Source organism: Hallerella porci (assembly GCF_003148885.1).
In the GTDB taxonomy this organism is placed as follows: Bacteria; Fibrobacterota; Fibrobacteria; order Fibrobacterales; family Fibrobacteraceae; genus Hallerella; species Hallerella porci.
On sequence record NZ_QGHD01000006.1, the window covers coordinates 72376 to 86042 of the forward strand.

12 protein-coding genes are annotated in these 13667 nt (G+C 47.9%); 6 read left to right on the plus strand and 6 right to left on the minus strand.

The window, feature by feature from the left end:
- Window positions 1-2: 2 nt before the first annotated feature.
- From galE to B0H50_RS13590, 5 genes are all read left to right on the plus strand, one after another.
- Window positions 3-1016 (plus strand): UDP-glucose 4-epimerase GalE, encoded by a 1014-nt coding sequence (gene galE / locus B0H50_RS04690; RefSeq protein WP_106197296.1) that lies wholly within the window; start codon window positions 3-5, stop codon window positions 1014-1016.
- Window positions 1017-1105: 89 nt separating this feature from the next.
- On the plus strand, window positions 1106-1795 hold the full coding sequence (locus B0H50_RS04695; RefSeq protein ID WP_106197297.1) for a MotA/TolQ/ExbB proton channel family protein: 690 nt from the start codon (window positions 1106-1108) through the stop codon (window positions 1793-1795).
- A gap of 9 nt (window positions 1796-1804) precedes the next feature.
- A complete protein-coding gene (locus tag B0H50_RS04700) occupies window positions 1805-2197 on the plus strand; it encodes an ExbD/TolR family protein (RefSeq protein WP_106197298.1) in 393 nt (130 codons plus the stop codon).
- Between the two features lie 2 nt (window positions 2198-2199).
- Window positions 2200-2964 (plus strand): cell envelope integrity protein TolA, encoded by a 765-nt coding sequence (locus B0H50_RS04705; protein WP_106197299.1) that lies wholly within the window; start codon window positions 2200-2202, stop codon window positions 2962-2964.
- 638 nt (window positions 2965-3602) lie between these two features.
- Entirely contained in the window at window positions 3603-3770 is a 168-nt protein-coding gene (locus B0H50_RS13590; RefSeq protein WP_233244509.1) for a hypothetical protein, read from the plus strand.
- A gap of 16 nt (window positions 3771-3786) precedes the next feature.
- Here the strand turns inward: B0H50_RS13590 and B0H50_RS04715 are convergent, their stop codons facing one another.
- Window positions 3787-4317 carry a hypothetical protein gene (locus B0H50_RS04715; protein ID WP_106197301.1) on the minus strand — a complete coding sequence of 177 codons (531 nt, stop codon included), beginning with the start codon at window positions 4315-4317 and terminating at the stop codon, window positions 3787-3789.
- A 1-nt stretch (window position 4318) separates the two neighbouring features.
- Complete coding sequence (locus B0H50_RS04720) at window positions 4319-8734, minus strand: acyl-CoA dehydratase activase (protein ID WP_106197302.1); 4416 nt, start codon at window positions 8732-8734, stop codon at window positions 4319-4321.
- A 62-nt stretch (window positions 8735-8796) separates the two neighbouring features.
- Here B0H50_RS04720 and B0H50_RS04725 point away from each other — a divergent pair, with 62 nt between their 5' ends.
- Window positions 8797-9327: an RBBP9/YdeN family alpha/beta hydrolase gene (locus tag B0H50_RS04725; protein ID WP_106197303.1), complete on the plus strand. Its 531-nt coding sequence runs from the start codon at window positions 8797-8799 to the stop codon at window positions 9325-9327.
- A 71-nt stretch (window positions 9328-9398) separates the two neighbouring features.
- On the opposite strand, the gene B0H50_RS04730 is transcribed toward B0H50_RS04725, so the two are convergent.
- From B0H50_RS04730 to orn, 4 genes are all read right to left on the minus strand, one after another.
- Window positions 9399-10823, minus strand: a complete 1425-nt coding sequence (locus tag B0H50_RS04730; RefSeq protein ID WP_173314740.1) for an alanine/glycine:cation symporter family protein — start codon at window positions 10821-10823, stop codon at window positions 9399-9401.
- Between the two features lie 75 nt (window positions 10824-10898).
- Window positions 10899-11774, minus strand: coding sequence for a prolipoprotein diacylglyceryl transferase (lgt, locus tag B0H50_RS04735; protein WP_106197305.1), 876 nt, complete (start codon window positions 11772-11774; stop codon window positions 10899-10901).
- Between the two features lie 2 nt (window positions 11775-11776).
- A complete protein-coding gene (locus B0H50_RS04740) occupies window positions 11777-13057 on the minus strand; it encodes a penicillin-binding transpeptidase domain-containing protein (RefSeq protein WP_106197306.1) in 1281 nt (426 codons plus the stop codon).
- Window positions 13058-13630, minus strand: coding sequence for an oligoribonuclease (gene orn / locus B0H50_RS04745; RefSeq protein ID WP_106197307.1), 573 nt, complete (start codon window positions 13628-13630; stop codon window positions 13058-13060).
- Window positions 13631-13667 lie beyond the last annotated feature (37 nt).

Genomic DNA, 13667 nt, shown 5'->3' on the forward strand with positions numbered 1-13667 from the left:
AAATGAAAATTGCAGTGACAGGTGGAGCCGGATACATCGGCACGCACACAATCATCGAACTCATTCACGCGGGGCATTCTGTTGTGGCTATCGACAACTTGGTCAATAGCTCTCGGGAAGCGATGCGCCGCGTTTCGGAAATTGTCGGATTCCCCGTGCCATTTGTCGAGGCCGATGTCCGCGATGCCAAAACGATGAATCGCGTTTTCCAAGAAAATCATTTTGATGCGTGCATTCATTTCGCAGGGCTCAAAGCCGTGGGCGAGTCGGTGCAGAAACCGCTTGAATATTATGAGAATAATATGAATGCGACTTTCGTTTTGTTAGATGCGATGCGGAAAAATGGCTGCAAAAATTTCATCTTTAGTTCGTCCGCAACCGTTTACGGAAATCCCGCACAAATTCCCATCACCGAAGAATGTCCGAAGGGCGAATGCACAAATCCGTATGGCCAAACAAAATCGATGCTCGAACAAGTTTTAATCGATGTGCAAAAAGCGGATCCTGAATGGAATGTGGTGCTTCTCCGTTACTTTAATCCGATCGGCGCACATCCGAGCGGACGCATCGGCGAAAATCCGAATGGAATTCCGAATAATTTAATGCCGTATATTACGCAGACCGCGGTGGGACTTCGCAAAGAACTCGGCGTATTCGGTAACGATTACGATACGCATGACGGCACAGGAGTCCGCGATTACATTCACGTTTGCGATTTAGCTTACGGACATGTTTGCGCATTGCAGGCGATTGAACGCAAATGCGGCATTGCGATTTACAATTTGGGAACAGGTCACGGTTACTCGGTTTTGGATGTGCTGCACGCATTCGAAAAAGCGAACGGATTAAAAATCCCATATAGCATTAAACCGCGTCGCGCCGGCGACATTGCGACTTGTTACTGCGATCCTTCCAAAGCTTTCCGCGAACTCGGTTGGAAAGCGAAATACGGCATCGAAGAAATGTGTCGCGATTCGTGGAATTGGCAAAAGCAAAATCCGAAGGGATTTGAATAAAAGAGAAATTCAGAGAACGGCGCACCTTGCGGGTGCGCTTTTCTGTTTTTGAATTTTCTAAATTATGGACATCATTTTTTGGAGGCTTCATGCTCGATTTGCCGGTCATTCAAATGGTGCGGGATTCCGACGTTGCGACCATTATCATCCTTTGCATTTTGGCGTTGATGTCGCTTTTTTGCTGGGGAATTATTTTGCTCAAAGCGATTTTCTTCCGCAAAAATCAGCACGCCAATGCGCAATTCTACCGCCAATTTGAAAAAATTGAACGCTTCGTGGATTTAAAAGAACTCTGCGATTCTAGCGGCGTCAGCGCTCTCAAAAGTTTAACCGAAGAAGTTCTCATCGAAGCTTCGAAATTCAGCAACTTTGTGAGTTACGATTCGATTCAGCACCGCGCATCGCTTTTGGAAGATACCATTCAGCGTTCGATTGAAGGCATTCGTTTAAGCGAAAATCGCCACGTCAATTTCCTCGGCATGTGCGCAAACTTGGCACCGTTCTTCGGCCTTCTCGGTACGGTTTGGGGAATTATGAGCGCATTCTTTGAAATCGGAAAACACGGTTCCGCAGATTTGACTGTCGTCGCTCCGGGTATTGCGATGGCGTTAATCACAACGGTCGCAGGCCTTGTCGTCGCCATTCCCGCTTCGGGCGCTTACAATATTTTTGTTTCGCGGACAGGGGAAAACGAAATCGCTTATTATAACTTCGGCAGCCGTATGCTCAGCCTTTTCAAACGCGGTGACTTGCTCGCTCTCGAAGAAGTCGCGGGCTAAGGAGATTTTGTGAAGCGCAGTCGCGGAAAACCGATTAACCAAGAGATGAATCTCACGAACATGATTGACGTCGTGTTCTCGATTCTCATCGTATTTATGATTTCCGCTCCGTTGATGAGTCAAGGAATCAAAGTGGAGCTTCCGAAAGCCGAAGCGCCAACGATGGAACAAGAAAAACTTCTCAAAGTTTCGATTAACAAACAAGATGAAGTTTACATCGCTGACATGAAAGTGAATTTGACGGATTTCCGCAGCGTCTTCAAATCGCTGTGGGACGGCAATATGGCGGTGGTCATTAACGCCGACGAAACCGTCGATTACGGCAAAGTGATGAAAGTCGTTTCTCTCGTGCAGCAAGCGGGAGTAACGAAACTCGGATTTTTGACTTTACCGGAAAAATAACGATGGCAAATAATCCGCAGAAAGAATCCCCGTTTTTTAGAAATGGTTGGGGTGGAAAACTCCCGAAGATCATTATCGTTTCGGTGTGTTTTCATCTGCTGATTGTTTTTTCGGTCATCTTTTTGAATAAAATCAATTTTGAGCGTGAACCCGAAGAAGTTAAAATTTTTGAATTGGTGCAAGTTCAACAGCCCAAGCGCGTAGCGCCGCCGAAAGCAAGACCCAAGCCCGAAAAGCCCAAACAAGAGCCGCCGAAAGAAATCAAAAAAGAAGTGCCCAAGCCCAAGCCCGAATTAAAACCGGAGCTTCCGCCCGAACCGAAAATCGCCGAAGAAAAACCGGAACCGAAGCCCGAGCCCGAACCGGAGCCCGCTCCAGAACCCGAGCCGCCCGCCGAAGAATCGATGGATCTTCCCGACGATATGGATTTGCCCGAAGAAATCGCCGAAGAATCGGGACTCAATCCCGTGGGCTATGTGGACATGGACCCGCTCATGCAAGTATATCTCGAACGGTTAAAGCAAATTATCATGCAAAATTTCAATCCGCCGTCGGGACTCAACGTTTCGAAGAGCACAAAGACTTCGGTGCAATTTACCGTCGATCGTTTTGGCGCCATTACCAATGTCTCGCTCAAACGTTCCTCGGGCAATAAAACGTGGGATCATCTTTCCATGCGCGCTGTTCAAATTTCCAAACTTCCTGAACTCCCGCCCAATTACCGCGCCCCCGCGCTTTCGCTCAAATTTAATTTCACACCGAATTAAATGAGGAATGAGTTTCCATTTTGCTTTGCAAAATGGAAAGCCCGCTTCGCGCGCAATTAGGAACGAGAAATTAAGAGAATGGCGCGGCGAAGCCGCGCGAAAGAAATAGGGGTTAGTAATCAGTGGTTAGTGGTCTGTTGTCAGTTGTTAGAAACTGCGTGTCATCCTGAGCGGAGTGATATATGAAACTTGGAACTTTAGTTCCTTCGTTGAATTAAGCCTTTTAGGGTAGAATCTAGCGTTTTTTTTTCGCAATGAGAACAGCTAGATCCTTCACTGCACTGCGTTTCGTTCAGGATGACAGCGGGGCATTGCGAAAGGATGACAACCGCCGAGTCATTCTGAGTGGAGCCGTAGGCGAAGCGATATATGAAACTTGGAACTTTAGTTCCTTAGTTGAATTAAGCCCTTTGGGGTAGGATCTAGCATTTTCTATTGAGTCCAAAAAAGGACTTCTTCTAATTCACAAACCAAGTGCTAGATTCTTCGCTCCATTACATTACGCTCAGAATGACACTACTAGATTTCCAGTGCTAACATTTCCCCCAGGCGATGAACCCGCTGGGATTTCAGTGATAACAATTCCCGGGGGAAATAAGTTCACCGAATTTCTAGAAATGACAGTTCCCGGGGGAAATATGTCCGCTGAATTTCTGGAGATGAGATTTCCCGGAGAAAATATGTTCGCCGAATTTCTGGAGATGAGATTTCCCGGAGGAAATGTGTTCGCCGGATTTTTGGAAATGAGATTTCCCAGGGGAAATTTGTTCACCGAAGGCGGAGCACGGCTACGCCGTGCGCACTAATTTTTCATTTCTCATTTTAAAGCGATGCAATACACGCTTCGCGGATGCGCCAAATTTCTTCGAAGGAATAGGGAAGAAACATTTCCGAAAGCCATTTTTTCATATAGGCTTTGTGGAGTGCCGTTTTTTGTTCGGCGGCTTTTTCGGGGTCGAGTTCGTGGGTTTCTAAAATGCGCTTTTCAAAATCGTTGAAGAATTTTCCGGGGCGCGTGTAATCGCCGGGGACATTATTTTCGAGCAGATAACAGTGCGCTTCGGGGATGTAATCCAAATGAAAATGCGTGAGAACGTCAGCGATTTTTGGAGTACTTTCGGCGCTCATTTTAAAAAGCGAAACCATTAAACGAACATGGGGAATCGCATTTTCTAAGGCATAGCACGCGAGATATGCGTGCTTTCCGCTACACGTTCCGCGCCCGTCTTGAAGAACGCTTAAAGCGTCTTTCGGATTTGAGGTTCTGCCGTAGGGGAGCGCTGCAATATAAGATTTGAGCGCATCCCACGTGAGAATGCCTTTTTCGCGGGCGAGGTCGGTGTAAGGGGTCATATTATGCCGTGACGTGATGCGACTTTTCCAAATCGCGGGCGTTGATAATGAGCATCTGCAAACGGTTTTCGATGTTTGCAAAACTCGTATCCGGATCGTAGTCGAGGCTGAGCACTTGAATATGCGGGTATCTTGCCTTGACCGCTTTCGTTAAGCCGCGGCCCGAAATGTGGTTCGCTAAGCACGCAAACGGTTGCACGATGATGAAGCTGTTAATGCCGTGCGGTGCATTGTAAAGAATTTCGCCCGGAATCAGCCAGCCTTCGCCCGTGTTGTATGTCGGGTCGATGATATCGCCGACAAGTTTTACGAGTTCGTAACAATCTGCGTGATGTTCGTAGAGCTTGTATTTTTGAGCGTGCTTTTGAATCGTCTTGACCGCGTGCGTGTAAATTTTCGCCGTGGCTCCGCCGATGAGCATATTTTCGAGCGGCTTTGCAATCAGTCCGCGCTTGATTTTTTCGCGGCGCACGACTTCGTCGACGCGGAAGAAGTCTGTCATACCGGGCAGATACACTTCCATGCCGTTATTCATCAAGTAATCTTCGATGTAGCCGTTTGCGCCCGGGTGATAATTCATCAAAATTTCGCCGAGAAGCGCTACGCGCGGTTTGCGGTAAGAATCGTCGACTTCAATTTTGTTGAAGGCTTCAACCGCTTGATCAAAGAGATGAATCGCTTCTTTCGGATACGCGATGCTCTTCTTCGAAATCACAGCGACTTTTTCCATGATTTTCGGGAGCCATTCGTCGTAAACTTTTTGCGTGTCACCTGCGTGGAGTTCGTAAGGACGGCTGCGACGATACATCGTTTCAATCGCATCCATCATCGTTAAACCCCAAAGCATGTGCAAACGGAAGTCCAAAGTCAATTTGAAGCCCGGGTGCATATTCTTCGTATCCGTTCCGGTCGTGATGATGGGAACGTCGGCGTAGCCCGCTTCGTCGAGAGCTTTGCGCGCGAGAACTGCATATTGGACAGCGCGGCAGTTTTCGCAGTTCTTCGAAAGGGTGACTGCGATTTTATCGTGCGGATAATCCGGATGTTGCTTTAACCACAAAAGATTTTCGCCGATATTGATTTGCGCCGGGAAGCAGATATCGTTGTGCACGTATTTTTTGCCGAGGGCAAAGGCTTCGGGGCCGCCGAGCGGGAGAAGTTCCACAATGTAACCGAGCGCTTGGAAGTAAGCGGTCGCGAGAATGCTAAATCCGCGAGAAAGGTTTGGCACCAAAATTTTGCGAACGTCTTTGTCTTCTTTGTTGAATTTGACAGGGAAGAGCGGACCTTCGGTTTTGGGCGGGAAGTTGACTTTGCGACGAGCGCGGACCGTTTCGATAAAGCTTTTCACGCGAATGCCGACAGGACCGCGGGCATCGCCTTCGTCGAGCTTGAGCATTAACAATTCTTTCATCGAAACTTCGTGGAGCATACGGCTCATTTCATCGGTTAAAACCGAATCGTGTCCGCAGCCAAAGCTCACGATTTGCACGAGTTCAAGAGCGGGGTCGCGGGCGGCGAGCATAGTTGCGCCGAGCATTCGCATGTGGAAGGTATTCTTCACTTCCATGCGGGTGTGTTTATCAATATCCTGATCGAAAACTCCCGGAAGCGATTCTGTCGTGAGAACAGGAATGCCCATCCGCGTAAAGTGCTGTGCGATGTTGTGGTTGATGAGAGTGTCTGCGTGATACGGACGACCTGCTAAGCAAATTGCAAAGTCGCCGGTTTTGCGGACATTTTCCAAGATTTGCGCGCCTTCGTCGGCGAGGGTTTTGCGGAAAGTATTGAGGGCGGTTTCGCCTTCGGTGACCGCTTTATCGAGAATTTTTTTCTTGATTCCCCAGAGTTCGTGGAAGTAATGAATCGTCTGCTTGCGGCGCTGATCGGTATCGGTCCAATGGAAGACCGGCTGAATCATCGGGATGCCGTAGCGGTGTTCCGGGTCATCGGAATTGCGGCTGACATCGGGATAACCTTGGACGACGGGGCAGACTGCGGTCGCTGTAAATTTGCTGTGATCGCTCGGAAGAGCAACCATCATCGGGAAGAAAATCGAATTGACTTTCTTATCGACTAAGTCTAAGACATGTCCGTGGACGAGCTTTGCCGGGAAGCAAATCGTATCGCTTGCGATGCTACGAAGTCCGCGTTCAAAGAGAGTGTAATCGCTCTGCTTGCTCACGACAACGGTGTAGCCGAGACTTGTGAAGAACGCCTTCCAGAAAGGTAAACTGGACCAAAATTCGAGAACGCGTGGAATGCCGATGGTCTTTCCCGTCTGCGGAAGCAAAACTTTCGGCGCATAATCTTTCACCAAAAGTTGATTTGTGCGCTTCACCATATCGGGGACGGCGAGCATTTTCTTATTGATTTCTGCGATGAGTTTCTTTGTCGCCGGATCATTCGGGTCTGCGGTGACTTCGCCACGTTCGCAGCGGTTTCCCGTCACAAAGCTTTGACCATCGCTGAATGTCACGATGGTTCGCGAGCAATGGTTGGTGCAGTATTGGCAAATTATCCCGGGCTTATTGTCCCAGCTTAAATTGCGGGCAGCTTCGAGACCGATAAATGTCGATTGATAATTCGGGTCGGTCTTCTTTTTCTCTTCGACGAATTTTTTTGTGAGAAGAGCTACGCCGATAGCACCCATTTCGCCCGGACGTTCGGGGCGAATAGGAACGATACCTGTGAGCTGTTCGAAGGCGCGGAGAACGGCGTCATTTTTGAAGGTTCCGCCTTGGACGACGACGACTTTGCCGAGGGTTTCCAAATTGCGGATGCGAATCACTTTGGTGAACACATTCTGAATAATGGAACGGCAAATGCCCGCGATAATATCTTCGGGCTGTTTTCCGTCGCGCTGTTCTGTGATAATTGAACTATTCATGAATACCGTGCAACGGCTGCCGAGTTGCGAAGGATTCTTCGCGTTAAATGCGAGTTCGGCAATTTTCTCCATCGGAACGCCGAGGGATTTTGCGTAGGTTTCGATGAAAGAGCCACAGCCCGATGAGCACGCTTCGTTCAAAATAATTCCGGTGACAACGCCATCGTTCACCGAAATCGCTTTCATATCTTGACCGCCAATGTCCAAAATAAAGGAAACATCGGGGCGAAGTTTTTGGGCTGCATTGGCGTGTGCTACGGTTTCAACCGTGTGATAATCCGCGTGGACGGCTTTTGCAAAAAGTTGTTCGCCGTAGCCCGTCGTGCCGACGCCTAAAATATTTAATTGACAACCGTATTCTTCGTAACGGTCTGCGAGTTCGTTGAGCGCTTTCTTCAAAACGGCGAGAGGTTCCCCTTCGTTGCTCGCATAAAATCCGTCAATGACTTTTTCTTCTTCGTTTAAGAGGACGAATTTTGTCGTCGTCGAGCCTGCGTCAATGCCTAAGTAAGCGTTGATTGTCGAACCCGAAAGCGGCTGCGGATAATGATTTCCTGCAAGCGGATGCGCTTTTTTGAATTGTTCATATTCTTCGTGATTTTTGAAGAACGGTTCGGAGTGATCTTTGCGTTCGGCAAGACGAATTTCGTTAAAGTGGAGAAGCATCTCCAACGAACCTTCGCGGCGATAACCGCATTCTTTGTCGTTGAACATGCTGCCGAGAGAAAGCGCTGCGCCGTAAGCGACGAGAACTTCGGAATGTTCGGGGCGAATCGCTTGTTCATCCGAAATGCCGAGGCGTTCTTTGAAAGCGCGGACGAGTGTCGGGTTAAAGGTCAAAGGTCCGCCTTCGAAAATGACAGGCGGCTTAATTTCCATGCCTTGGGCGAGACCGCCGATGGTCTGCTTGGCGATAGCGTGGAAACTCGAAAGGGCGACGTCTTCTTTGGCGACGCCGTTGTTTAAGAGCGGTTGAATATCGGTTTTGGCAAAAACGCCGCAGCGTCCCGAGATTTCGTAAACTTTTTGGCCGCGGGCAGCAAACGATTCAAATTGTTCGGTTTTAATGCGGAGAAGTCCAGCGACTTGGTCAATGAAAGCACCGGTACCGCCTGCGCAGACACCGTTCATGCGCATATCGCTAGCGATGAGTTTTCCGGTTCCCTTGTCCTTTTCAAAGAAGACGACTTTCGCGTCCTGACCGCCTAGTTCGATAGCGACGCGGGCTTCGGGATGCGTAGAGCGGACAGCGAGAGCATTTGCTACGACTTCTTGTACAAAGAAAGCATGGGTTGCTTCGGCAAAAGGCTGACCACCCGAGCCGCAGAATGCCACTTGGAAATTCTTATCGGGGAACATACCATGGGCGGTAGAGAGAACTTCGTACACTTTCTGCGCCTGCATCGCATTGTGGCGTTCGTATGTAAAGTGAAGAAGTTTTTCGGTCGCAGGATCTACGACGGCGATTTTCACAGTGGTGGAGCCGACGTCAACGCCGACCCATAAATCGTTATTCAAATTGCTCATAGTGCGGTAAATTTAGAAAATTTGCATGCTTCTGGAACAGGGATAAAGGCTATATTTGTGATATGCATTATTTGATTATTCCTGGATTAAATAATTCTGGCCCGAAACATTGGCAAAGTTTTTGGGAGAAAAGTCTTCCGGATGTAAGCCGTGTTCACCAAGAAAATTGGGAACATCCCGAAAAAGAAGACTGGGTGAATCGCCTTTCGCATTATATCGCCGAACTCACTTCGGATACGATTCTCGTCGCACACAGTTTAGGCGTCGTTACAACCGTCGAATGGTTGGTGAAGTATCAAAATCCGTTAATTCGCGGGGCTTTTCTCGTCGCCCCTGCCGATGCCGATCACGTGGACATTATCCGCTCTTTTGCGCCGATACCTCTTCAAAAGCTTCCGGTTCCGTCGATGGTTGTCGCAAGCGAAAACGATGAATATGTGACCTTTGAACGCGCTCAAGAATTTGCAAAAGCGTGGGGTTCGCAATTAGAAAACGTCGGACGTCTCGGGCATATCAATGCGAAAACCGATCTCGGCGAATGGCCTGCGGGCAAAGCGCTTCTCCAAAAATTTGAAAATTCGATAAAACTTTAATTTTCGAAAAATCAAAAAGCTCTGCGAAATGCAGAGCTTTTTTGTGCGATGAAAAAAATCCACTTTGAAATTTATTTTTCAAATTTCGCTAGGAATTGTTTCGTTTCGCGGGCGACGATTCCGCTGAGCAAAATGAGCGCAACCAAGTTCGGGAAAGCCATTAAGCCGTTGAAAATATCGGCAATCGTCCAAACCGCAGAAACGGTCAAATAAGGTCCGATGAAAACAGCTGCGACATAAAGCCAACGGTAAATGAGTTTTTTCGTTTTGCTTTTTCCGATGAGGAATTGTAAACATCTTTCGGAATAATACGCCCAGCCGAGAATCGTTGTAAAGGCGAAGAATGCGAGCGAAACCGTGAGAAGATACGGCGCAACGGTAGCGCCGCCCGGGATGAATGCAAGACCTTTGCGGAAAGCTTCCATCGTAATGTTTACGCCTTCGAGTCCAAGAGACGGTTCCCAAGTGCCGCCGATGACAATGACGAGGCCGGTCATCGTACAAATGATAATCGTATCGATGAATGTTCCCGTCATGCAGACAAGTCCTTGACGCACCGGTTCTTTTGTTTTGGCTGCAGCCGCTGCAATCGGAGCCGAACCCAAACCCGCTTCGTTACTGAAAATGCCACGGGCAATTCCTTTTTGCATCGCGATGAAAATCGAGCCGACAACGCCACCTGTCACCGCTGCCGGATTAAATGCAGCGCGGACAATCGTTTCAATCGCAGTCGAAATGTGCGAGAAGTTGAGAAGCAAAATGGTGACGCAAGCGATGATGTAAAAAATCCCCATAAACGGCACAATAATCGAAGCGACTTTTGCGATGCGGCGAATGCCTCCGATAATCACAAACGCTGTGCAAAGAGAAATCACAAGGCCTGCAATCGCTGTCGTATAAGAGATATTGTGCGCGCCGACCGTTAAAAATGTGCCCGAAGGAATGACGGAATTTGCCGCCGAAGCGATACCGTTAATTTGCGTAATCGTTCCGATTCCCATGAGGCCTGCGCAAACGCCGAAGATAGCGAAGAGAACCGCTAACCATTTGAAATTCCAACCGAAACGTTCTTTGATGCCGCATTGAATGTAATAGAATGGACCGCCGAGAATTTTTCCGTCATTTCCCACGGTGCGGTATTTGACAGCGAGAAGACCTTCGGCATATTTCGTCGCCATTCCTAAAAACGCAGCGACTTCCATCCAAAAAAGAGCGCCCGGTCCGCCCGTTCCGATTGCGGTCGCAACGCCGACGATGTTACCGGTTCCAATCGTTGCGGCAAGCGCTGTGCAAAGAGCTTCAAAACTAGAAACGTCGCCATCGCCTTCGTTTTCGCTGCGAATCGCATAACGGAGCGCATTTTTTAAGTTCGCAACTTGTAAACCGCCTAAGCGGATGGTGAGCAAAAGCCCCACAAAAAGGATGATAACGATAAGAGGAATTCCCCAGACGATGCCGTCAACGGAATCTAAAATTTGGTTGATATTTTCCACGATGAATCCTTTCAGTGGGCGGTTTTTAAAAATTTAGCTAATGCAAAAATTTTCCGGTTAATTTGTGCAAGAAAAATTTTAAGGATTTTTTGTTTTTGCTGACAAATTTGTCTTCAGTTCGCGTTTGTGTTCCCAGATGAAAATCGCAATGCCTGTGACGATCATTAAAAAACACAAAGATTGTCCGCGGCTCATTCCAATCAAATCATTGCGCCCGAGGAAATTATCCGGATGGCGGAAAAATTCGATGAAGAAACGGAATGTGCCGTAGCCGATGAGATAAAGCGGAAACATTTGCTTTTTAAATAATTTGTAATGGCTGAGCCAAAAGAGAATGCCGAAGAGAATAATTCCTTCGAAAGTCATCTCGTAAAGTTGCGACGGATGACGCAGTTGCAAATCGTGCGCCATCGGGAAAAGCATTCCGATCGGACTTGTCGTGACTTCGCCGTAAAGTTCTCCGTTGACAAAATTTCCCCAACGTCCCCAACTGTAGCCGAGCGGAACCGCTAAAAATCCGAGATTTAAAGTTTCCCAAATCGGCATTTTGTTGCGCTTCATCCCGAGAATGCCAAAGAGAATTGCGCCGATAAGTCCGCCGTGATAAGACATGCCCGAAATGCCGACGAAGATAAATCCTTCGACGGCGTCGTAGCGGAACGGCATAATGATTTCGAGCGGATTTGTGAGATAATGCATCGGATTATAAAAGAGAACGTAGCCGAGGCGCGCGCCGATTAAAATGCCCGCGATCACCCACGAAACGAAACTGTCCATCTGTTCTTTTTTGATGCCGACATTTTGCTTTAAATTCATTTTCCAAATGACGAAATAGCAAGTGGCAAAGGCGAACAAATACATGAGTCCGTACCAATGCACGGGGAAATTACCCAGCTGAATTGCAATTCCGTCAAAGTGTGTGGGAATTAAATTCCACCAAGAAAACTCTGGCATTTTTATTTCTCCTTAGCCCAGTAATTGATGAGAAGCGCTGCGACTTGAGACGCAACTTGTGTGCGGAATCTCCCGTGCACTTGCATCACGACAATCGCAATCGCTTTATCGGGATTGGAACGGCTTTTGGCAAATCCCATAAACCAATCGTAGCGACCTTTGGGATTTTCGCCGTCGAGGGAACCGGTTTTTCCACCGATGTCTAAATCGCTAAAAACTTTCCGCGAAATATTTTTTGAGGAAATGTGTTTGCGGGAAGTGCCTTCGGTTACCGTCGCAAGCATCGCTTGCTTGAGTCCGATGTAAGCGTTTTCCGAAAAGCGTTCGATGCCGAGTGCAATCGGTTGCGTCGGCGCATGATTTTTCGAACCGCTTCCGCGTGCGCCGTTCTTTTCCCACGGAATTTCAAAAGGCTTTTCCATGAGAATGGCGCGGGCAATTCCTGCCGCTTGTAAAGGCGAAAGAGTTGTGCTCTGCGTAAAACCGCAAGCGACTTCGGCGAGTCCATAGCCCGAATCCGGGGGGGAGTATTGACTGCGTTCGGGAATTCCTGCGGGGAAATTTCGATTAAATCCAAATTTTTCTGCCGCCGATTTTAAACGCTTCGCGCCGACATTCATCCCGATGAGAGCAATTGGCGGATTAAAAGATTTCGCATAAGCTAAGTGCACTGCAGAAATCGGACCGCAATAATTTTCGGGCACTTTTAGTTGGCGTTTGTAAAGGGTGTGCGCGCTACCGATTAACGGCACTTCGCTGTGAATCGAATAGCGCTTGGATTCAAATGCCGCAGCAATCGTAATCGTTTTCGCAAGACTTGCCGCGGGGAATGTCGCCTGTGAAAGAAAATCGGGCTCGGTTTGAATCGTCGAATCTTTCCGTTCGCCCCAAGCGATGATTTCATTTGTCTTCGCATTGACGACTAAATAAAGCGCATTGTCCGGATGAAAACGCCGCAAGTAAGTGTCCATCATATGGGCGAGTCCCGTATCGCGTTGCGCGTAAACGTGCGAAAGATCGGGCTTTTTCGAGGAATCGGAAACGGAAATTTTTGCAGGCGCAGACGAAGAATTTATCGCGGAATTTTTTACCGAAAGAGTATCAAATGTCGCCGCAGAATCCGACAAAACTTTCTCATTTTTTGTCGTAACATTTTCGCTATTTTCATCGTCTTTTTGAAAAGCGCAGCGCGAACATTGTAAAATGCAAAAAAGGACTGCGACTAGAAGAATGGCTCGATTGATGAGGCGAATGTTTCGCGGGAGAGGCTTGGACGGACGCATTTATTTTTCGAGATGAAAAATCGTTTTCCGATAATATTCGAGTTCGGCGATGCTTTCTAAAATGTCGTCGAGTGCTTGATGGCGTTCTTGCTTTTCGAATTCGGGAAGGTTCGGAAACCAGCGGAAAGCGAGTTCTTTAATCGAAGAAACGTCCACGTTGCGGTAATTGAGCCAATCCGAAATTTTCGGCATATACTTATATAAGAAGCGCCGATCTTGGGTAATCGAATTGCCGCAGAGAATATTTCCGCTGTGAGAACGATCGTGCTTGACCGTAAACGGTTTGATAAAGTCCAAAGTCGCTTGTTCTGCAGCGGCGGTATCGTATTGAGAATGGCGAACCCGCTCTACCAGTCCGCTTTGCGTATGATGGCGCGTATTCCAATCGTCCATTTGATTCAAAATATTTTCGGGCTGATGGATAGCAATCACAGGTCCTTTGGCGAGGATTTTTAAATCGGGACCGGTAATTATGGTTGCAATTTCCAAAATCACATCATGTTCGGGGTTTAATCCGGACATTTCGAGGTCCATCCATACCAAATTCGGGGCTGTTTTGTTTTGAATTGCCATTTAATATCAAATTTATAAATTTGTATTGCACAAAAAG

What these genes read in the sequence shown, in the direction of transcription:
- B0H50_RS04705 (WP_106197299.1), top strand. Translation starts at nt 2,200, where the DNA reads ATGGCAAATAATCCGCAGAAAGAATCCCCGTTTTTTAGAAATGGTTGG.
- B0H50_RS04715 (WP_106197301.1), bottom strand. Translation starts at nt 4,317, where the DNA reads ATGACCCCTTACACCGACCTCGCCCGCGAAAAAGGCATTCTCACGTGG.
- B0H50_RS04720 (WP_106197302.1), bottom strand. Translation starts at nt 8,734, where the DNA reads ATGAGCAATTTGAATAACGATTTATGGGTCGGCGTTGACGTCGGCTCC.
- B0H50_RS04695 (WP_106197297.1), top strand. Translation starts at nt 1,106, where the DNA reads ATGCTCGATTTGCCGGTCATTCAAATGGTGCGGGATTCCGACGTTGCG.
- lgt (WP_106197305.1), bottom strand. Translation starts at nt 11,774, where the DNA reads ATGCCAGAGTTTTCTTGGTGGAATTTAATTCCCACACACTTTGACGGA.
- B0H50_RS04725 (WP_106197303.1), top strand. Translation starts at nt 8,797, where the DNA reads ATGCATTATTTGATTATTCCTGGATTAAATAATTCTGGCCCGAAACAT.
- B0H50_RS13590 (WP_233244509.1), top strand. Translation starts at nt 3,603, where the DNA reads ATGTCCGCTGAATTTCTGGAGATGAGATTTCCCGGAGAAAATATGTTC.
- orn (WP_106197307.1), bottom strand. Translation starts at nt 13,630, where the DNA reads ATGGCAATTCAAAACAAAACAGCCCCGAATTTGGTATGGATGGACCTC.
- B0H50_RS04740 (WP_106197306.1), bottom strand. Translation starts at nt 13,057, where the DNA reads ATGCGTCCGTCCAAGCCTCTCCCGCGAAACATTCGCCTCATCAATCGA.
- galE (WP_106197296.1), top strand. Translation starts at nt 3, where the DNA reads ATGAAAATTGCAGTGACAGGTGGAGCCGGATACATCGGCACGCACACA.